Origin of the sequence: Larkinella knui, from assembly GCF_003858645.1 — a bacterium.
GTDB lineage: Bacteria > Bacteroidota > Bacteroidia > Cytophagales > Spirosomataceae > Larkinella > Larkinella knui.
Genome location: NZ_RQJP01000006.1, coordinates 568,492 through 588,677, shown reverse-complemented (window position 1 = coordinate 588,677; position 20,186 = coordinate 568,492). Strand labels below are relative to the sequence as shown.

Sequence of the window (20,186 nt, the reverse complement as noted above, 5' to 3'; positions counted from 1 at the left end):
TTAGAAACTCAGTCCCAGACGCAGAGCAACCCGGTTATACACGCGGTTTTCAATTTTGTAGATTTCATTCCAGTTTAATGGCTTATCGGCCTCAGCTTCCTGTCGTTTGTAGCTGAGCGACAGGATAAAGTTGGCATTCTGGGGCCGCCCGATCCGGAAACCAATACCGGGCGCGATTACCCAGCCGCCCCGGGTTTCGTAGCCCGTGGGATCTTCGTTCAGCCAGGCAAAACCGTAGCCCGTATCGAGGCTGGTAAACACCCGTAGATTCTTTTTTCCCGGTTGGGCAAGGTCGTAACGCACACCGGCGCATACGGGCATGAGCAGCGCCGAATTGTACCAATCGACGCCGACCGTTGCTCCTACCGCCAGTTTAGGGCGAAGCTGAACACCGTTGAACGTCTGTGCGGTTACGTTCTGCCGCTTACTGACGTTTTCGGCCATAGCAGTGACGTTGTAACGGACTTGACCGAACAGGACGCCGAATTCGGTCATGTTCGTAAAGACGGGCTTAAAAGGGCTTTTTTGGGCGAAAACCGGAATGGTAAACAGCCAACACAGCCAGACGACTTTGCTAGGGATCGTTTTCATGGAAGAGGTCGTTAGCTGGCTGGATAGGGACGTTGAACGGGAATCTTGCTCAACAATTTCAGTTTCTTTGGATTGCTGTAATCGTATTGATAAAAACCGTCCTGACCGATGAGCAGCAACGATTTGTTGAGCGGAATGACGTCGTAGGCCTGGAAGCCTTCCAGATGCTCCAGCTGATCAATTTTCATGGCATCACTGGCGTCGAAAGTCTTCAAACCGTAAGCGCCCTCGCAAATGAACAGGTTTGGAAAGTCGATTCCCAGGCCGTGCGGATTTTTCATCGGGTAGCTTTTCAGCAAACGGGGACTGTAGAGATTCGAAACGTCGACCACATCCAATTGATTGGTGAAGCCCTGACAGGTGGTGCCGGAACGCAGCGTAACGTAGGCTTTATCTTCATGAACCACCACCGGATCGCAAACGCGGGCGTGGTCGAAGGTCGACATCCGCACCGGGTTTTCAGGATGGCTGTTGTCATAAATGTGCATGCCGGTCTGAGAACCGATAAACAATTTGTCTTTATACGGGAAAATTGTTTCGATTCCCCAACCCAGGCTGACCTTATTTCCTTTCTTCGGATCAGACGGCGTTTTGATGTCAAACAATTGCAAATCGGATTGGCTGACGGTATACAAATACTTGTCGTAAAGCGTAAAGCGGGCCATTGAGCCGCCGGTTCCATTCGTGCTGGGCGCGGGTGAACCGCTCAGGGCGGAGTTAAAATTTTGAACAATCCCACCCCGGCTATCAAAAACCATACAATTGATACAGCCGCCGTTGGTCATGCCGTTTTCACAATCGGTATTGACGGTTTGGGTGACATATTCCACCTTCTGATCATTGATTAGCTCCTGCTGAACGTTCAGGCTCCAGTAGCCGCCGTCGAACTGCCCATTCGGGAAAACATCTTTGACCCGGTTGACCTCGCGGATATTTTGCGGGTCGCTGATGTCGAACGCCACCAGATCCATAAAGCTATCGGCATACAGAATGTTATTGCGAATGGCCATATCACCGTTGCCCGGTATGCGCAGAAACGATACCATTTTGGGCGATGCCGGATTGCGATTATCGATTATGTGAATCCCTTCCTTGATTTCGTTGATCAATAAAAAACCGTCTTTCGTGTAGATTTTGCCGGGGTTGACGAGCGTCCGTGCCTGTTCGGTCTGAACGCCCTGGCGAACCTGGGCCAGCGTAAAGGTTCGGGGCGTGAATTGCCGGAACGTGCGGGTTTCTTTGCATTTGTCGGTGCAGCCGTTCAGGCCCACCAGCAGGATACCGAGGAGAACGTAAAAAAATCGTTTCATAGCAACAGGTTGTTTAGGGTATATACCGACAGACCCTGCTGACTCTGAAACAGTTGGAACTGATTAACAAAAAAATTGCCCGGCAGGCAGAGCCGCCGGGCAATCCGGTTTGCACAATGAATCAGAGGTCAAAATTTTAACTGGAGGAGACCGGCTGGTGTGGATTCTTACCGGCCTCACTCCGTATTTTTCAGGTTGTATTATTTCTCTTTTTCGAAAACCAACACGCCGGCATCAGTTCCTTCGGCCATCAATCGCAACCGGTTTTCAACTACTTCATAGCGTTTTACCGCCTGCAATTTTTTGAAATAAGCCGTCTCAAATTGCATGGCATCCGGCGGACCAGCCATTTTGGTGGCACCGATGGCACTCATCTGGACTTCGTTGGACGCCGATGAGCCCGTCAGCGTACCGAAATACTGATTGACTGACGAACGTCCGGCAATCTTGTAAGCCACCCGGTTGGTTACTTCACTACTCACCGAATCGGGCGTCAGCACCAGCGTCACCTCGAATTGAGAAGTTGGTTCGACGAGTTTATAGGGTCCGGTAATAACCAGCGGTTGAATCGTTGCTTTGCGTTTATCGTTACAGGACGCTGCGATCAGTAAAACCGCTCCAATGAAAGCGAGTACGGTTTTCATGGCAGCGTCGTTTCTGGATTCACAATTTTACCCATGAACAACACGGAACCCGTTCCTTTCTCCGTAATCAGAACTACGAACGGACGGTCACAGAAGAGCGAAGGTCCTGCTGACGTAAGCTCAACACCAATGCTGGTTACGGCCGCGGCTTCAGTGCCTTTCTCATCGACAGCCACGAACGTATTTTGCTTGACAAAACTCACTTTGAGCCCTCCATTCCGGCTAATTCCGGCGAAATCTGCTGCGTCTGAAAAAGCCGTCGGCATCCCCATTTTGCCCAGCACATCATTGAGATTGGCTTCGTATTCCATCGTGAACTTCGGTAAACCTACCGCCACTTTGCTTTCCTGCATGGCTTGCTGCAAATCGGCCCATTCGCTCGCATTCAATGTATTGATCACGGCATCAGCCGAAGAATTGGCGGTTGGTACTAAAACCGTCATCGAATACGTGCCATCGCCATACGGCAGTTCAAAGGCTCCGTAGGCAGGGCGAAAAGCGTGGCGAAGATTCGCCGTCATGGTCATCATCTTCACCGGCTTCTGCGAACCCGAAACCAGCGTAAACGGCAAATCCGTGGTGTTTTTCGTTTCAAATTGATACTTCCAGTCACCTTTGAAATACAAGGCATTGAGCAGAAACAGGACTTGTTCGGGCTTAATTTCTTCAATCACCTTCTTAATCTTCGCATTGGTATTATCGCTGGCCCACTGGTTGATTTTGTTGATAACCGGCGTTGGCTTACTAAAATCTTCGCCCGAAACTTGAGCATTGAACGTTTTTTTGGTCACATCGAGGTACGATGGTTCAACGGAAAATCCGTTGCGATACCACAGGGAATTAGCAAGCTTTGTTGTTACTTTCGGATCAGCGGTGGGTAACCCCTGCATTAAAAACTCATAGGTTTGGTTGGCATCGGCCAGCGAAACACCGTCCAGATGCATCGCCTTTTTCATTTCATCCGCCGTCTGACCACCCGCCCCGTTCAGCAACATACCCAGGGCCACATGCAGACTCAGGGGAGAAATAAAAATATTTTCATCCTTCTTTTGCTGCTCGTTAACTCGCTTCAGGAAGTCGAAAGAAAAATCATTGGTTTTTTGAGCAAATAGGCGCGCTTCCGGAGTCGATTTTAAACCGCCAGTCCCCGGATTTGGTGTACTATCAGTTTGGCAACCGGTTATCGTCAACAGAGAAACCGTTGCCATCAACAGGCTGGAAACAAAAGTCACTCGTTTCATCACAATCAGGTTTGGTTATACCATTCATCGTGAGCGCTCACATTACTATAGACCCGACTGGGAACGAATTGGTTGGAAAGGGATGAAAAAAAAGCGAAGAAATACCGGGATAGTCTGGTAATTACTACTTAAAAGTGATAATTCAACCCAAAACCAACGCCGACGGCCTGCGGATGAACCTGAAGTTGCGCATTCGATTGTGTACCATTTTGCAACGACTGCTGGTAGGAGCCCGTCAGCGAGCCGGACCAGTGGTGAGTCGGATGATAATTGATCCGTAAACCGGCGGTACCAGCCATCGACAGCGGACGGTATACCTGATCGCCCGGATTTACCTCAAGCGCGTCATTGATCGTATTCTTAAGAAACACATTGGCCATTAAACCGCCCAGCACGGAATAACTGATTTTATGATCGGGCAAAATATGGTACCCAATCTGAACCGGAACCTGCAAATACTGAAAGTCGTTGGAAACCAACTGATCGGAGGGCACCACCGCCAGATACGACGAATTTAACAGATTTGATTTGTCGACATACGCCGGAACAAAAGACTGTAAAGGATCCGCGGCCTGTTGAGGCAGTGAAGGGTTACTGCTCCGAATGGCGTTTACGAGCAAATTTTCGGTTTGGTTCGTGAAAACATTGGTCACCGAGGCATTGCCCCGGGCCTGCGATCGGCCATTGAGGTACTGAATCCCGGCTTCTACCGACCAGTGGCGGCTCATCTGAACGCCGGAACTAGCCTGCCAGGCCATCGAAATCTGCGCCTGGTTCTGAAGCGGAGAGACTTCCTGCCGACTGCCCTGCTGCACGGCGTTGTTCGAAATGTAGGCCTGTTTGAGGCTGGAATGGAGGGTTGTCATCGGATTGAACGACATCGGCGTGGCCGTTAAAGCCGCCCAGTATTCTTTCTTGGAACGTCCTTTTTCCTGCGGTTCAATGGCGGCTTCCGGAGCCCGATACCAGATGATCCGGCTGATCGGAGCCGGGTTCTTCGAAGCCGTCAATTTCGTTTTTATGTAAGAAGCTTCGTACGCCAGTCGCGTGTCGGCAACCTGACTCTCCGCTTCGTCGACCAGAGTGCCGGTCACGGGGGTGGCGGTTTTGGCAACGCGTTCGGCGGGTTGGATGGGCGTGATCGGTAGGCCCGTCGAATTGCTGTTTCCAGCCTGATCGGATTTCGGCGAACGATTGATCCGGCGGTTTTGAGCTATTCGAATAGCGTCGGGCTGACGGTCGGCCACCGCCCCTCCCGATGCTTTCCGGGTGGCGAATCGTTCCGATGAAGTGGTTTTACGTTTTCCCGTTAAAACCGACTTGTCTTTAATAAGTTGATCGATGGTACTGGCGGTTTCCGACCGTTCCAGTTCCGGCGCAGCTGGCGCGTCGGATGGATCTTTTCCGGCTGCTGCCCGGTGGCTGGCCGCCAAAGCTTCGTCGGTTTTGCCGACGGTTTCCGACTTTTGATTCCTGTTCAGCGGTGTTGGTAGCGAATTGGCCGGGCCACTGGATGATGACGATGCGCTTTCCTGTTTCGCCAGCTTGTCGGACGTCACCCTGGACGACCGAACGGCTTTTCCCGCTACCGGCCGATTGGTGTCCGTACGCTCGATGTATTGAGTTGCCCACCAACCAATTAAAAGGGTAATAATAGCCGCAGCCACACTGTATACCCAGGGTTTTGCCCGGGGCCAGAGCGGTATTATTGGCTCCGTCTCTTCCTCGTCCAGTCGACGTTCGATTCTGTCCCAAAGCCCATCCGATGGACTTTCGGCAGCATCTTCGAAGATACTTCGCCATTCTTCGTTTATTTTTTCTTCGTTTGAGAGACTCATTTCGGAATTGGACGCTCGTTCTGAATCTTTTGTTGCAGCAGCATGCGGGCACGCGAAAACTGCGATTTGGATGTACCTTCTGAAATATCGAGTAATTCCGCAATTTCCGGGTGCGTATACCCTTCAATGGCGTACAGGTTAAATACGGCCTGGCACCCCGGGGGGAGTTCCTGCACCATCTTCAGTAGTTGCTGGTAGTGCAGACCCGATAGGCTGTCTTCCGTCTGCGGTAGTGCGTTAGGAGCTACATCCTCCAACTCGGCCTGGTTTTGCCACGGCTTTTGTTTGCGAATGTGCTTTAGTGCGGTGTTGATCACAATGCGCTTGAGCCATGCTTCCAACGGGCACTCAAACCGAAAGGTATCAATATGCTGGAAGGCTTTCACGAAGGAATCCTGGAGTACATCTTCGGCATCGTCACGGTTTTTGGTATACCGCTGGCTGACCACAAAGAGCTTCCGGGCGAATAACTCATAAAGTTTTCGCTGAGCAGTTCGGTCCTTATGTCGACAGCCGTCAACTAACGCTCGTTCATCCAACATACTAATTCAACACTATTGACCCTATCGCCAGTCCGACGGTTGGAAAGGATCTAAAATAAATTTCGGGCTAACCCATTGGCAGCGAGTGAATATTACTTTTAGCCTGTACTTTTGAACAAAATCTATTCCCGGACTTCTGACCACTATGAACCGACGCACTGCCCTCTGGCAAACTTTAGGCTTCATCGGGCTAAGCAGCAGTGCTTCCCGAGCCGTATTGAATTCTAAAATTACTTTACAGAATCCAAACGACCAACGGTTCCAAATTGGAGCCTGCGATTGGTCGATCGGTCAATCCAGCAAAATCGAAGCTTTCGACGTCGCCAAAACCATCGGCCTCGACGGCATTCAGGTGAACATGGGTTCCGAAAAAAACGACATGCACCTGCGTCAGAAAGACCTGCAAAAATCCTGGCGCGAAGCCGCCAAACGAACCGGCGTAAAGGTCGGCGGTTTGGCCTTGGGCGAGCTCAACAGCATTCCCTATAAATCCGACCCGCGAGCCGAGCAGTGGGTGCAAGACAGTGTCGATGTCGCCAAAGCGCTTGGTGCCAAAAATGTTCTGCTGGCTTTCTTCAACAAGGGTGATTTGAAAAACGATCCCAAAGGTACCCAAGTAGTGATTGAGCGGTTAAAAGCCGTAGCGCCCAAAGCCGAAAAAGCAGGCATAGTTCTTGCCATCGAATCGTGGTTAAGTGCCGAAGAACACCTGGCTATCATCGATGCCGTCGCGTCGCCCGCCGTGAAAGTTTATTACGATGTTTGTAATTCCACGGTTATGGGATATGACATTTTAAAGGAAATCCGGTGGCTTGGGAAACAAAAACAGATCTGTGAATTCCATTTTAAAGAGAACAGCTTCCTGTTGGGACAGGGAAAAGTGAATTATCCGGAAGTTCGGAAGGCCATGGACGACATTCAATACCGTGGTTGGGTTCACATCGAAGGCGCTGTGCCAGAGGGAAAAAACATGTTGGAAAGTTACACTTATAATAATAAGTTTGTAAGAGGAATTCTGTCGTAGCACAAAGTTGTTACTGTTCCACGGATTTCTCTAATTGGCACTTATTATAATAAGTTATATTGTCGTTAAATGTTGTTTTTCAGGTAATTATTCCACGTGGAACACTTTAAAATGAAAGTAGCTATTCCTGTTAACCCCTGGCTGATAAGTGTGCCAGCCCTGTTAGGAAGCCTATTCTGGGGACTTACTCAACTGCCTCAACCGACCCAATCAATCAACCCCTTTCCGGATGCCACCGAACCCGCCCGGCGGGGAATGATGATCTCCGCTGACTCCAACGTCCTGTATCTGCCCGACGATCTGGAGGCTACGGTGTGGGCCGAAGCTCCCATGTTCTTTAATCCGACGAACATCGATGTCGACGCCCGTGGTCGGATCTGGGTGACGGAAGCCGTCAACTATCGCAACTTCAACAACAAGCCCGACACCCGGCTCGATCACCCCGAAGGGGAGCGGGTTATGATTCTGGAGGATACCAACGGCGACGGCAAGGCTGACCAATCGAAGGTATATGTTCAGGACAAAGATATGGTTTCGCCCTTGGGTATTGCGGTGATCGGCAACAAAACCATCGTCTCGGCCGCTCCCAATCTGATCATTTATACCGACGAAAACGGGGATGATAAGCCCGATAAAAAGGAAGTTTTTCTGACCGGTTTCGGCGGCCTCGACCACGACCATTCCCTGCATGCGCTGGTGGCCGGGCCGGATGGTCGCTGGTATTTCAATACCGGAAATGCCGGGCCGCACATCGTCACGGACAAGGCCGGCTGGACCCTCCGGGCTGGCAGCATCTATACCGGCGGAACACCCTACAACAAGATGAACAAAGGCAACATGGTCAGCGACGATGGACGTGTCTGGGTGGGCGGTTTAACCTTGCGGGTCAACCCGGACGGAACCGGTCTGAAAGTGATGGGTCATAATTTCCGGAACAACTACGAAACCGCCATCGACTCCTACGGCAATATGTGGCAGAATGATAACGACGATCAGGTCGTGGCCTGCCGAACCAGCTGGCTGATGGAAGGCGGCAACATGGGGTACTTTAGCCAGGACGGAACCCGGTATTGGCAGGGCGACCAACGGCCCGGTCAGGACATCCCGACGGCCCACTGGCACCAGGAAGATCCGGGCGTCATTCCGGTGGGTGACATCAGCGGAGCCGGTTCGCCAACGGGTATGGTTTTTTATGAAGGAGATCAACTCGGTGCCAACTACCGGGGAATGCTGCTCAGCGCCGAAGCAGGCCGGAACGTTATTTTTAGCTACAAACCCGAACCGCAGGGCGCGGGTTACCGGATGCCCCGAACCGATCTCATCAGTACGTTCCCGAAAGTTGACGAAAACTACAAATGGAATGATATCACCGACGACATCCGTAAATGGTTTCGCCCGAGCGACGTGGCCGTTGGGACGGATGGCGCCTTGTACATTGCCGACTGGTTCGACCCGGTGGTGGGTGGGCACCAGATGAAAGATAAGAAAGGCTACGGACGCATTTACCGCATTACGCCCAAAGGTAGAAAACTGACCGTGCCGGTGATCAATACCGACAAGACGAAAGGTCAGCTGCTGGCCCTGACCAACCCGGCGATCAACATTCGTCTGCTGGGTTTTGAGAAATTGAAAGCGCAGGGCGATAAAGTCGTAAAACCCGTCTCCAAATTGCTGACCGATGCGAATCCGTATCACCGGGCGCGGGCGGTTTGGCTGCTGGCTCAACTGGGTCCCAAAGGCCAGCAAAAAGTGGAGGAGTTGCTGAAATCGGATCAGGTTGATTTGCGGATTACGGCTTTTCGGGCGTTAAAACAAACCCGGCCCGATGTGGTTGCTCTGGCCCGGAAAGTGATCGATGATCCATCGCCGGCCGTTCGTCGCGAAGTTGCCATTGCCTTGCGCGATGTGCCGTTCGAGCAGTGTAAGGATCTGCTGGTGAAACTGGCGAATGGCTATGATGGAAACGACCGGTTTTACCTCGAAGCCGTCGGCATCGCAGCCGACAAAAAAGAAGAAGCGTTATATGCCGCCTTGAAACCCTCGATTCCGGCCAACCCCGTTCAGTGGGATCAGAAAACCGCCAACCTGATTTGGCGGCTCCATCCGGCCAGTACGGCGGAGTTGATGAAGCAGCGGGCTCTGGATCCAACGCTGACCGCTGATGCCCGCAAACAGGCTATTGTGGCCCTCGGATTCATGAAAGATCCCGCAGCGGCCAAAGCTATGGTGGAGTTAGCCAAACAGAATGACAAAACCATCGCCGATCAGGCCGACTATTGGGCCAACTTCCGCCGGTCGAACGATTGGGCCACCTTGCTGAACTGGGATGAAGTGATGCCGCCGAAACTATCGGAGCCGGAGCAAAAGGCATTGGCCATGCGGCAAAAACTCATGGAAGAATACACTAGCGCCGAAGACAAACTAAAACTGGCGAAGGAGATGGCGGTTAGTCCGGAAGGCGGGAAACTGCTGGTGGGGTTGGCAGCCGAGAAAAAATTGCCTGAAAGTCTGAAACCAGCCATTAGTGAAATTATTTTCACCAACCCCGATCAAAGTGTGCGAACGATGGCGGGTGACTATTTTACGCGGCCCGGCGGGTCGGCCACGTTTTCAATGAAAAAGATCACGGCTTTGTCCGGCAATGAAACCGCCGGGCTGGCGGTCTTTAAAGCGAACTGCACCACCTGTCACCGGCACGGAAAGGAGGGCAAAGACATTGGTCCGGAACTGACGCAGATTCACCAGAAGTTTGACCGCAACGGGTTACTGGATGCCATCCTGAATCCGAGTGCCGGGTTGGCCTTCGGGTATGAACCGTGGCTGGTTACCACCAAAAAAGGACAGACCTACTATGGATTTTTGATCAGCGACGGGCAGGAAGCCATCGTGGTGAAAGATGCCGCCGGGCAGAAACATACGATCCCGACGGCTCAGGTCGCATCCCGCAAACAGTATAGTACGAGCCTGATGCCCGACCCGGCTTCGTTGGGCCTATCGGAACAGCAACTTGCGGATTTAGTGGCGTATTTGCTGAAAGGAAAGTAGCACGTACCCACGGACTTTAGTCCGTGTGATTCTGGCGAAATAGAGAAGTTCTAGTTTATATCAGGATCACACGGACTAAAGTCCGTGGGTACGTACTACAATGTCTCCAAATTCAGTCCGCCGAACGTTCCCGAGCTCATGAGCAGGTAAACCGTGGGTTGACCATTCGCCAGACTTTTTAAATAACGCTCCAATTCCGACGAGTCCGTAAACACCTGCAAATCGGGCCGATCGAAAGCCGCCGAAATAGCTGCCGGGGCAATCGGGTCGAGGTGCTTAAGTTCCAGCGTGTGCGGGCTGTAGAAGATAACGGCCACGTCGGCCTGATCCAGCTTATCCCGGTATTGATTCAAAAACGCCTTGTTCAAACTGCTGAAGGTGTGCAGTTCGACACAGGCCACCAACCGCCGGTCGGGGAACTGCGCTTTTACGGCAGCCGTGGTGGCTTCCACTTTGGAGGGGGCGTGGGCGAAATCCCGGAAAATAACCGTCGAACCAGTGTCCGCTATTTTTTCCAGGCGCTTGCTGGCGCCTTTAAAACTCTGGATGGCTTCATAAAATCTTTCCTCGGTAATGGCCAGGTGATCGCAAACCGCCAGCGCTCCGCTGATGTTTTTCATATTGTGTTCACCAAAAACCAAAACCGGTACGTTGCCGTGTTGCTTCGTCACCAACACGGTTTTGCCGTTTTCGATCCGGTACGGATGCACATCGTAGGGCTGGCGGGTCACATCCTCGCGTTCTTTCAGGGCAATGACATCCAGCATATCGTCCGTATCATCGAAAACGATGGTTCCGGATTTTGACATGGCATCGGCCAGCAGTTCAAACTGGTGAACATATTCCTCATAGGTCGGATACAGATTGACGTGATCCCAGGCAATACCGCTGATGAGGACGATGTGGGGATGGTAATGCAAAAACTTCGGGCGGGGGTCAATCGGCGAGGTTCCATATTCGTCCCCTTCAATGACGATGATGGGCGCATCGTTGGTTAACTTCACCATCGTTTCGAATCCTTCGATCTGGGCACCAACGAGGTAATCAAAGTTGCGGCCATGATACTGCAGGACGTGCAGTATCATGGCCGTGATCGTAGTCTTGCCGTGACTGCCCGCGATGACGATGCGCTGTTTTTGCTGGCTTTGCTGATAAACGAATTCCGGATAGGAGTAAACCGGCACCTTCAATTCCTGCGCTTTTTTCAGTTCCGGATTGTCGGCCCGGGCGTGCATGCCCAGAATAACCGCATCCAGCCCGCTATGAATAGCATCGGGATTCCAGCCGGTTTGGGCGGGTAGCAAACCGTATTTTTCAAGCCGTGATCGGGAAGGTTCGTGAATTTCGTCGTCGGAGCCGGTGATGTGGTGTCCCTGTTGATGCAGCGCAATGGCCAGATTATGCATGACGCTGCCGCCGATGGAAATAAAATGAATAGTCAATGGCTTCATTCGGTCAAATTTGTGGCGCTAAAAATACAAGTTCTTTTGAATTGAAACGAAAAGTTGCCAAACACGCGGACAAAACCGCACGGTACTGACGGAAGCGTTACGACGGCGACGTAAAATTTAACCCGGTTTCCCGAATCAAAAAGTATGTTTTTTCGTTTCCATTACTGCGAGTAGACATCCACTCAGCAGCTTGACAATCAGGCGGCCGGTCTGCGTTACATTTTGTTTCTGTAAACAGATTCCCGCCCCGTTGCAAAGCTGCTCTTTTTATGTCATTTTCGCAGACTTTTTTCAAAACCAACAAAACTCTTTTATGCTTCTGCCGAAAGGATGAAAAGCTACAACGACCTGATCGAACAGACCTTTGAGTTTCCGACCCTGGAGTTCAAAGTTGAGAACAATCATTTGCTGTTCAACAACGTTCCTTTGATGGATATTATCAAGCAGTATGGAACACCACTTAAACTGACCTATTTACCCAAAATTACCGAGCACATTGAACACGCCCGCATGCTGTTCAAGAATGCCATTAAGCGGTATAATTACAAGGGGACGTATACCTACTGCTACTGCACGAAGTCATCGCATTTTCGGTTTGTGCTGGAAGAAGCCTTAAAGAATAAGATCCACTTAGAAACTTCATCGGCTTTTGATATTCCGATCATACGGGAATTGTATAAAGACGGGAAGGTCGACAAGAATACGTTTATTATCTGCAATGGCTACAAACGGCCGTTGTATACCCAATACATCAGTGAACTGCTCAACGACGGTTTCAACGTCGTTCCGGTTCTCGACAACCTCAAGGAAATTGAAGCCTACGAAGATGCGGTTACGGCTGAAACGGTTAATCTGGGCATCCGGATTGCCACCGATGAAGAACCGAACTTCGCCTTTTATACCTCCCGGCTTGGCATTCGCTACAGTGACATCAATGAACTCTACCGCTCGAAAATTCAGAACAGCGGAAAGTTCAAGCTGAAGATGCTGCACTTTTTTATCAATACCGGGATCAAAGACAGCGCCTATTACTGGAGTGAACTCAGCCGGTTTATGTACAAATACTGCGAACTGAGCAAAATCTGTCCGGATCTGGATTCCATCGACATTGGTGGTGGCATGCCGATTCAGACGTCGTTTCAGTTTACGTATGACTACCAGGCGATGGTCGATCAGATCGTGGAAAGCATCCAGTGGATCTGTAACAAGAGCAATGTTCCGGTGCCGCACATCTTCACGGAGTTCGGCAGTTATACGGTAGGAGAGAGTGGCGCCGTTATATACAAAGTAATCGATCAGAAATTGCAGAACGACAAGGAGCTGTGGTATATGATCGACGGTTCGTTCATTACGCAACTGCCGGATTCGTGGGGTTTGGGTCAGAAATACATCATGCTGTCGGTCAATAACTGGGACAATCCGTACCAGAAGGTCAATCTGGGCGGCCTGACCTGCGACTCGCACGATTTTTACAATACCGAGGCCCACAGTGCCGATTTGTACCTGCCCATTTTTGAACGGGATACGGAAGACCAGTACATCGGCTTTTTCCATACGGGTGCGTACCAGGAATCGCTGGGCGGCTACGGCGGTATTCAGCATTGCCTGATTCCGGCTCCGCAACACGTGATCGTCGACCGCGATGGGGAAGGCAATCTGACCACCCGGCTTTTTGCGCCGGAGCAGGAAAGTGACGTAATGCTCACGATTCTGGGCTATAAGCAGACCGCTACGCCCGTGACGCGTGAAATCGAAGCGGCTAAAGCTGCTGAAGAAGCCGAAGAACAGCCGGTTGAAGAATTAGAAAAACAGGAAAGTTAATATAGCACAGTTTTTGCCCTGTCCACAGCAGCCGCGCGGCTGCTGTGGACAGAATAATATAACGAACAATGAAAAAGATCAGCATCATTCTGGGTATGATTGCCCTGGTATCACTCGGTTCATGCGCACGCAGAGCGTGCCCGGCTTATGACAGCCAGTTGCAACCGAAACAACCGGTTTCCACCGTACAGCGGGCGTAATTAGAAGGTTGCGTTTACCACCATTTTTGACGCTTCCAGCAAATTGGGAGCTTGTTGATCGCCAACCGGTCGGTCTGGTAGTTCGGGCGTAATGTGCAAGGTATGAACGCCCACGCGCTTCCCGGCCTGAATGTCCCGTAGTGCGTCGCCAATCATCCACGATTGACTGACGTCGATATTGTATTTGGCAATGGCTTTTTCCAGCATCAGCGAGTCGGGTTTCCGCAGCAGCGACTGTGAATCGAAATCGGGATGGTGAGGGCAATAATAAATGTCGTCGATCAGGTGTCCGCACTGGTCCTGGAGGTATTGATGACATTGCATCACATCGTTCCGCGAATACAAGCCGCGGGCAATGCCGGCCTGATTGGTAACAACAATCAACAGGTAACCGGCGTCTTTCAAGAGTTTTAAGCCTTCGACTACGCCCTGCGGAATTATAAAGTCTTCAATCCGGTAGACATAGTCCGTCCGATCTTCATTCAAAACGCCGTCTCGATCTAGAAAAATGCACTTGCTCATTGTGTGGAAACGTATTATTTGGCGGAAATTATCCCAAATCCTCCAATTATTCTGTATAAATAGTATTTTAATTGAAATAACTAGAAATAAAAAGGTATTTTTTTAGTTTTTGTTAACAAAAACTAAAAAAAAGTGTGTTAAAAGAACCGGTTTTATAGGTTACAACGGGAGACAGGTGATGAACGACATGATGAAACGTTGGTTTTTAATTTTTTGGCTTGCCGGTCTGGGCTGGCAGGGGTCAGCTCTGGCGCAGAAAATGGTCCAGCGCGTTTATGACCCGCCCCAGCGTAACGTCAAAGGCGGTGGGCATGTTTCTAAGGTTGAGTATACGAACCACAAAATGGTTGTGTTTTTTGTGGCCGAAGACCGCGATTATGCGCAGAGAGCTACTATTTATGGACCAGGGCATCCGAATTGCTGGCGGTTGTATGATACCAAAAGCAACCAGGAGTTTGCCTTGTTGTATATAAAAAATATTAAAGCGGATGGAGAACTGGTAGAAAATATTCTGGATGAACCGCGTGGCGTTCGGCTACGGGATGTCAGAACCATTACCTGCGAAGCACATTTTGAGCGTCCCGGCAAAAATGTTCGTTCTGTCGATATGATCGAAGAAGACGTTGAACGATACGAAGGGCGACGGGACCCGACCAACCCGTTTGGTGGCGTGAGCTCGCAGTGGCCCTACAACGTGTATGATCTGCAGGTGGCCCTTTATCGCGACGACCTGCGGAATGCGGCACCGCCAGCTAAAAAAGCACCTGTCAAACCCAAACCAACGACTCCGCCCGTTCAAAAACCGGCACCGAAAACGGCTCCGCCCGTTGCGCAGGATTCGGTCGTTGCCCAGGCTCCCCCGAAAAAGGAAACGCCCAAACCGGCACCCGCCGAAAAAGTAGAAAACTTTGGTTCAAAAGTGGAAGCAGGAAGGACCTATCGCCTGAATAATCTTCTCTTCAAGCAGTCGGCGTATGAAATTGAACCCGAGTCGTATCCGGAACTGGATTCGCTGGTTGCCATCATGACGCGGAATCCGACGATGGAAATTGAACTGGCGGGCCATACCGACAATGTGGGCGATGCGAAACTGAACGTGGCGCTGTCGCAAAAGCGGGTCGATGCGGTCAAAAGTTACTTAATTAACAAAGGTATTGCGTCGTCGCGGATTCAAACTCAGGCGTATGGTGGCAGCAAACCGATTGCCGACAATTCGCGGGAGGAAACCAAACGGCTGAATCGGCGGGTCGAGGTGAAGATTTTGAAGCAATAGGAACACTGATTGAACGGATTTAGCGGATTTTCACGGATAAAAGATCAGTTCTAATCCGCCAAATCCGTTCAATCAGTGTTCCTATTCTTTAATCAAAGCCAGATTTTCCTCCAGCGTCTTAATTTTCGTTTCGGCATCGGCCAGTTTCTGCCGCTCGCGGTCGATGACTTCCGGTTTGGCATTGGCGACGAATTTCTCGTTCGAAAGCTTTTTCAAGACCGACTCCAGAAACCCTTTCGTATAGGCCAGCTCTTTTTCAATAGTCGCCCGTTCCTGCTCCACGTCGATTTCGCCCGCGATGTTGACAAAAAACTCGACGCTTCGGATCATGAACGACAACCCGTCGGCTTTTTCCGAAACGTAGCTGATGTCGGAGACCACCGCCAGTTTGCGGATCAGGCTTTCCAGCGGTTTAAACCGGTTTGTATCGTCCGTTTTGATGGCCAGCGGCAATTCCGTTTTGGGATTGATCTGCTTGCTGTTGCGAACATTCCGAACGGTGGAAATGATGTCGAAGAGCATTTCAAAATCAGCAATCAATGACTTGTCGACGTTTCCGGCTTTGGGATAATCCGAGACGCAAATGCTTGCGCCTTCGTTTCGTTCGCTGATTTCCTGCCAGATTTCCTCCGTAATGAACGGCATGAACGGATGCGCCAGTTTCATCAAACGCTCGAAGAAGTCAATCGTTGCGTCGTAGGTGACTTTGTCAATAGGCCGAACCTGGTCCTGCTGCTCATAACCCGGTTTGATCATTTCGAGGTATTGCGAACAGAAATCGTCCCAGATTAACTTATAAACCGTGTGCAAGGCATCCGACATGCGGTATTTGCTGAAATGATCTTCCAGCTCGGCCAGCGTCTGGTTCAATTTCGATTCAAACCACAAAACCGCTAACGGCGGCTCAACAACGCTCGTATCGTCGCTCACTTTCCAGCCTTTAACCAGCCGAAACGCATTCCAGATTTTGTTGCAGAAATTCCGGCCCTGCTCCACCAGCTTCTCGTCATACAGCAAATCGTTCCCCGCCGGCGAACTGAACAACATACCCGTCCGGACGCCGTCGGCACCAAATTGCTCGATCAGATCCAGCGGGTCGGGTGAGTTGCCGAGTGATTTCGACATTTTGCGGCCCTGCTTATCGCGGACAATTCCCGTTAGGTACACGTTCTTGAACGGCTCGCGACCCTGGTATTCGTACCCGGCAATGATCATGCGGGCGACCCAGAAAAACAGAATTTCGGGTGCCGTTACCAGATCGTTGGTTGGGTAATAATAGTCGACATCGCCCGGAGCCGCTTTCGGATCGTTGGCATCATACGAAGGCATAAAAACCGACATCGGCCAGAGCCACGACGAAAACCAGGTGTCCAGAACGTCCTCATCCTGCGTCAGATCCGTCTCACTCAAGGCGAACAACTGAAATTTATCGCGCGCAACCCGCAACGCATCCCGCTTGGTTTTGGCAACGATGATGGTGCCGTCTTTCATATAAAACGCCGGAATCCGGTGGCCCCACCACAATTGGCGGCTGATGCACCAGTCGTGGACGTTTTCCATCCAGGAACGGTACATGTTCTTGAACTTGGCCGGATGCAGCTGAATGGTGTCGTTCATCACGTTTTCCAAAGCGGGTTTCGACAGATCGCCCATTTTCAAAAACCACTGCAACGACAACTTCGGCTCGATCACGGCATTGGTTCGTTCCGAAAATCCGACATTCGATTTATAATCTTCCGCAACAACCAGATGACCGGTTTCTTCCAGTTGCCTGATGATCGCTTTCCGGGCGGCAAACCGGTCGACGCCGACAAATAGCTGCGCCTTTTCGTTCAGCGTGCCGTCTTCGTTCAGAATATCGATAACCGGCAGGTTGTGTTTCAGGCCCAGCGCGTAGTCATTCGGGTCGTGGGCGGGCGTCACTTTGAGGCAACCCGTACCAAAATCCATCGTCACGTACTCATCCGCAATGATGGGAATTTCCCGGTTGATCAACGGAATCAGGACTTTTTTCCCATGCAAATGGGTATAGCGCTCATCGGCCGGGTTGACGGCAATGGCCACATCGGCCATGATCGTTTCCGGCCGAACGGTCGCAATCGTCACGTACTCTTTTTCGCCCTCCGAACGGCCGTTCTGGATTTCATACCGGATGTAGCACAGTTTCTGCTGCACTTCTTTGGTAATGACTTCCTCGTCCGAAACCGCCGTCCGGCCCTGCGGGTCCCAGTTCACCATCCGGATGCCGCGGTAAATCTGGCCTTTGTTGTATAAATCGACGAACGTATCGATCACGGCATCATAAAGGGCCGGTTCCATCGTAAACCGTGTCCGGTCCCAATCGCAGGAAGCACCGAGCTTGCGGAGCTGTGAGAGAATAATCCCGCCGTATTTGTGGGTCCATTCCCAGGCATAGTCCAAAAACTTCTCCCGTCCAATCTCGCGTTTGTCGATTCCCCGTTCTTTCAGCATGGCCACGACTTTGGCTTCCGTAGCAATCGACGCGTGGTCGGTACCGGGTACCCAGCAAGCGTTTTTGCCTTCCATCCGCGCCTTGCGTACCAATATATCCTGAATCGTATTGTTCAGCATATGGCCCATATGCAACACACCGGTTACGTTTGGGGGCGGAATGACGATCGTATACGGTTCGCGTTCGTCGGGGGTGGAATGAAAAAAGCGGTTATCCAGCCAGTACTGATACCACTTTTCCTCGATGTCTTTCGGGTTATATGTTTTTGAAATCATAATCTGTGTTGCTCTGATAATCTCTGATTTACTCTGCTTAACTCTGCGAAATAACTTTTAAACTGTTACACAGGGCTTATCAGAGAACATCTGAGATAATCAGAGTTTAAATTCGGTACAAAATTAGTCAATTCGGAACGGGCGTAAAAACGAAATACCGGGTTTGGTAGTTTTACGTTCGCACGACCATCTTTTTATACGCATGGACTTTGGAAAACTGCCTTCTGTTGATCAGGTTGACTTCACGCTGCCGCCCGATTCGCCGTTCAACCAGACGGTTTGGGACAAAGCCGAGCCGACGGCTTCTCCGGAAGTGTACATTGGCGGACCGATCTGGTCGAATAAAAACTATGTAGGCCGGATTTATCCGTCGCAAACCAAAGAGCGGGATTTCCTGTATCACTACACGCGGCAGTTTAACACCATCGAACTCAACAGCACGCACTACCACAGTCCGACGCCGGGCATGATTGCGAAATGGAAAACCGAAGCCGCCGACTCGCCCATCCGCCCCCGGTTTGTGTATTGTCCCAAATTCCCGCAAGCCATCAGCCACGACCGGGCGCTGGTGGCCGCCGAATCGCTGACGGATGAGTTTGTCAATGCGGTTTTGAGTCTGGAAGAATTTCTGGGAACCACGTTTTTGCAATTGCCGCCGACGTTTGGGCCGGAAAAATGGCCGGTTCTGGAAACGTACCTGAAACACCTGCCCGACGATCTGGAAGTGGCCGTCGAATTTCGGCATCCCGACTGGTTTGCCAGACCCGCAGTCTGGCAGCGAACGCTCGAACGGCTGCATGCCCTCCACCGCGATGTGGTCATCACGGATGTGGCCGGTCGGCGCGATGTTGTCCACATGAGCCTGACCAGCCCGACGCTGGTGTTGCGGTTTGTGGCCAACGAAGGGCATCCAACCGATTATGAACGGGCCGATGCCTGGGTGGAACGACTCAACAGCTGGTTTGAAAAAGGACTGCGAAAAGCCTATCTGTTCATTCACGGCGGGGGCGAAAACGACACGGCGCCCGAACTCATTCGCTACTGGGTTCGCCAACTCAACGCCGTTTGCGGATTGAATTTGCAGGAACCAAACATCCGGCCGGAGATTGTGCAGGGAAGTTTGTTTTGAATTTATACGCAGTCGGTTTACCTTTGTGCCATGATTTCCGCAAAAACCAGTTGTAGCCATCATTATTCTGTCTGTTAACACGGCAGAACGGATGCGTTTTTGGGGTTGAACAAGAAACAACGAATTCCCGATACCAAACCCGGTTCTGTCCTGAGCCGGGTTTTTTGTTATGAAAACCGTCATCATCAAATACAACGCCGGAAACGTGCAGTCGGTCATGTACGCCCTCGAGCGCATCGGAGCCCCTTACCTGCTGACCGACGATGAGGCCGAAATCCGCTCGGCCGACAAGGTCATCTTCCCCGGCGTGGGCGAGGCCAGTACGGCCATGGCCTATCTGCGGCAGCGCGGTCTGGACAAAGTGATTCCGTCGCTGAAGCAGCCGGTTTTGGGAACCTGCGTGGGCATGCAACTGCTCTGCCGGTATTCCGAAGAGGGCGATACAACGTGCATGGGCGTGTTCGATGTCGATGTCCGGCGGTTTCCGGCAACACCCGGTTTGAAAGTGCCGCATACGGGCTGGAACAACCTGACCACGATGCAGGGACCGCTAACCGAAGGATTGACTGAAAATCCGTACGTCTATTTTGTCCACAGCTATTGCGCCGACGTTTGCCCGGAAACCAGTGCGGTTTGTGACTATGTCCGTCCGTTCAGTGCGATGTTACAAAAAGATAATTTTTTTGCCGCCCAGTTCCACGCCGAGATCAGCGGAAACGTTGGTCAGCGAATTCTGGAGAATTTTTTGAAAATAGATAAGAGAGTATAGACAAGAGAGGAGAGACCGTTGTCTCGCGCTTTTTTGTC

15 protein-coding genes are annotated in these 20,186 nt (G+C 51.2%); 6 read left to right on the top strand and 9 right to left on the bottom strand.

The window, feature by feature from the left end:
* The 6 genes from EHT87_RS28510 to EHT87_RS28485 form a co-directional block, all read right to left on the bottom strand.
* Positions 1-591, bottom strand: a complete 591-nt coding sequence (locus EHT87_RS28510) for a hypothetical protein (RefSeq protein WP_124910175.1) — start codon at positions 589-591, stop codon at positions 1-3.
* Between the two features lie 11 nt (positions 592-602).
* The gene (locus EHT87_RS28505) at positions 603-1,901 is read right to left on the bottom strand and encodes an LVIVD repeat-containing protein (RefSeq protein ID WP_124910174.1); all 1,299 of its coding nucleotides are present in this window, start codon (positions 1,899-1,901) and stop codon (positions 603-605) included.
* A gap of 200 nt (positions 1,902-2,101) precedes the next feature.
* Positions 2,102-2,545: an META domain-containing protein gene (locus EHT87_RS28500; RefSeq protein WP_124910173.1), complete on the bottom strand. Its 444-nt coding sequence runs from the start codon at positions 2,543-2,545 to the stop codon at positions 2,102-2,104.
* Positions 2,542-3,786, bottom strand: coding sequence for a serpin family protein (locus tag EHT87_RS28495; protein WP_124910172.1), 1,245 nt, complete (start codon positions 3,784-3,786; stop codon positions 2,542-2,544). Before EHT87_RS28495 ends, EHT87_RS28500 begins: the two co-directional genes overlap by 4 nt.
* Positions 3,787-3,914: 128 nt before the next feature.
* Positions 3,915-5,624, bottom strand: coding sequence for an anti-sigma factor (locus EHT87_RS28490; RefSeq protein ID WP_124910171.1), 1,710 nt, complete (start codon positions 5,622-5,624; stop codon positions 3,915-3,917).
* Positions 5,621-6,166, bottom strand: a complete 546-nt coding sequence (locus EHT87_RS28485) for an RNA polymerase sigma factor (protein ID WP_124910170.1) — start codon at positions 6,164-6,166, stop codon at positions 5,621-5,623. The genes EHT87_RS28490 and EHT87_RS28485 overlap by 4 nt, the downstream gene beginning before the upstream one ends.
* 145 nt (positions 6,167-6,311) lie before the next feature.
* Between EHT87_RS28485 and EHT87_RS28480 the strand changes: the two genes are divergently transcribed.
* Positions 6,312-7,190: a sugar phosphate isomerase/epimerase family protein gene (locus tag EHT87_RS28480; RefSeq protein ID WP_124910169.1), complete on the top strand. Its 879-nt coding sequence runs from the start codon at positions 6,312-6,314 to the stop codon at positions 7,188-7,190.
* A gap of 111 nt (positions 7,191-7,301) precedes the next feature.
* Positions 7,302-10,235: a PVC-type heme-binding CxxCH protein gene (locus EHT87_RS28475; RefSeq protein WP_124910168.1), complete on the top strand. Its 2,934-nt coding sequence runs from the start codon at positions 7,302-7,304 to the stop codon at positions 10,233-10,235.
* 95 nt (positions 10,236-10,330) lie between these two features.
* Here the strand turns inward: EHT87_RS28475 and EHT87_RS28470 are convergent, their stop codons facing one another.
* Entirely contained in the window at positions 10,331-11,686 is a 1,356-nt protein-coding gene (locus tag EHT87_RS28470) for a UDP-N-acetylmuramate--L-alanine ligase (protein WP_124910167.1), read from the bottom strand.
* Between the two features lie 330 nt (positions 11,687-12,016).
* Between EHT87_RS28470 and EHT87_RS28465 the strand changes: the two genes are divergently transcribed.
* Positions 12,017-13,507, top strand: a complete 1,491-nt coding sequence (locus tag EHT87_RS28465; RefSeq protein ID WP_124910166.1) for a type III PLP-dependent enzyme domain-containing protein — start codon at positions 12,017-12,019, stop codon at positions 13,505-13,507.
* A 200-nt stretch (positions 13,508-13,707) separates the two neighbouring features.
* On the opposite strand, the gene EHT87_RS28460 is transcribed toward EHT87_RS28465, so the two are convergent.
* Positions 13,708-14,229, bottom strand: a complete 522-nt coding sequence (locus EHT87_RS28460) for a D-glycero-alpha-D-manno-heptose-1,7-bisphosphate 7-phosphatase (protein WP_124910165.1) — start codon at positions 14,227-14,229, stop codon at positions 13,708-13,710.
* A gap of 187 nt (positions 14,230-14,416) precedes the next feature.
* Between EHT87_RS28460 and EHT87_RS28455 the strand changes: the two genes are divergently transcribed.
* Positions 14,417-15,502 (top strand): OmpA family protein, encoded by a 1,086-nt coding sequence (locus EHT87_RS28455; RefSeq protein WP_185716373.1) that lies wholly within the window; start codon positions 14,417-14,419, stop codon positions 15,500-15,502.
* Positions 15,503-15,583: 81 nt separating this feature from the next.
* Here EHT87_RS28455 and EHT87_RS28450 read toward each other — a convergent pair whose 3' ends face one another.
* Complete coding sequence (locus EHT87_RS28450; RefSeq protein WP_124910163.1) at positions 15,584-18,250, bottom strand: valine--tRNA ligase; 2,667 nt, start codon at positions 18,248-18,250, stop codon at positions 15,584-15,586.
* A 202-nt stretch (positions 18,251-18,452) separates the two neighbouring features.
* Between EHT87_RS28450 and EHT87_RS28445 the strand changes: the two genes are divergently transcribed.
* Together EHT87_RS28445 and hisH are read left to right on the top strand one after the other, a co-directional pair.
* Complete coding sequence (locus EHT87_RS28445; protein WP_124910162.1) at positions 18,453-19,379, top strand: DUF72 domain-containing protein; 927 nt, start codon at positions 18,453-18,455, stop codon at positions 19,377-19,379.
* A 169-nt stretch (positions 19,380-19,548) separates the two neighbouring features.
* On the top strand, positions 19,549-20,148 hold the full coding sequence (gene hisH / locus EHT87_RS28440) for an imidazole glycerol phosphate synthase subunit HisH (protein ID WP_124910161.1): 600 nt from the start codon (positions 19,549-19,551) through the stop codon (positions 20,146-20,148).
* The last annotated feature ends 38 nt before the right edge of the window (positions 20,149-20,186 follow it).

Coding starts and splice junctions, on each gene's coding strand:
- EHT87_RS28510 (WP_124910175.1), bottom strand. CDS start 591: ATGAAAACGATCCCTAGCAAAGTCGTCTGGCTGTGTTGGCTGTTTACC.
- EHT87_RS28505 (WP_124910174.1), bottom strand. CDS start 1,901: ATGAAACGATTTTTTTACGTTCTCCTCGGTATCCTGCTGGTGGGCCTG.
- EHT87_RS28500 (WP_124910173.1), bottom strand. CDS start 2,545: ATGAAAACCGTACTCGCTTTCATTGGAGCGGTTTTACTGATCGCAGCG.
- EHT87_RS28495 (WP_124910172.1), bottom strand. CDS start 3,786: ATGAAACGAGTGACTTTTGTTTCCAGCCTGTTGATGGCAACGGTTTCT.
- EHT87_RS28490 (WP_124910171.1), bottom strand. CDS start 5,624: ATGAGTCTCTCAAACGAAGAAAAAATAAACGAAGAATGGCGAAGTATC.
- EHT87_RS28485 (WP_124910170.1), bottom strand. CDS start 6,166: ATGTTGGATGAACGAGCGTTAGTTGACGGCTGTCGACATAAGGACCGA.
- EHT87_RS28480 (WP_124910169.1), top strand. CDS start 6,312: ATGAACCGACGCACTGCCCTCTGGCAAACTTTAGGCTTCATCGGGCTA.
- EHT87_RS28475 (WP_124910168.1), top strand. CDS start 7,302: ATGAAAGTAGCTATTCCTGTTAACCCCTGGCTGATAAGTGTGCCAGCC.
- EHT87_RS28470 (WP_124910167.1), bottom strand. CDS start 11,686: ATGAAGCCATTGACTATTCATTTTATTTCCATCGGCGGCAGCGTCATG.
- EHT87_RS28465 (WP_124910166.1), top strand. CDS start 12,017: ATGAAAAGCTACAACGACCTGATCGAACAGACCTTTGAGTTTCCGACC.
- EHT87_RS28460 (WP_124910165.1), bottom strand. CDS start 14,229: ATGAGCAAGTGCATTTTTCTAGATCGAGACGGCGTTTTGAATGAAGAT.
- EHT87_RS28455 (WP_185716373.1), top strand. CDS start 14,417: ATGATGAAACGTTGGTTTTTAATTTTTTGGCTTGCCGGTCTGGGCTGG.
- EHT87_RS28450 (WP_124910163.1), bottom strand. CDS start 18,250: ATGATTTCAAAAACATATAACCCGAAAGACATCGAGGAAAAGTGGTAT.
- EHT87_RS28445 (WP_124910162.1), top strand. CDS start 18,453: ATGGACTTTGGAAAACTGCCTTCTGTTGATCAGGTTGACTTCACGCTG.
- hisH (WP_124910161.1), top strand. CDS start 19,549: ATGAAAACCGTCATCATCAAATACAACGCCGGAAACGTGCAGTCGGTC.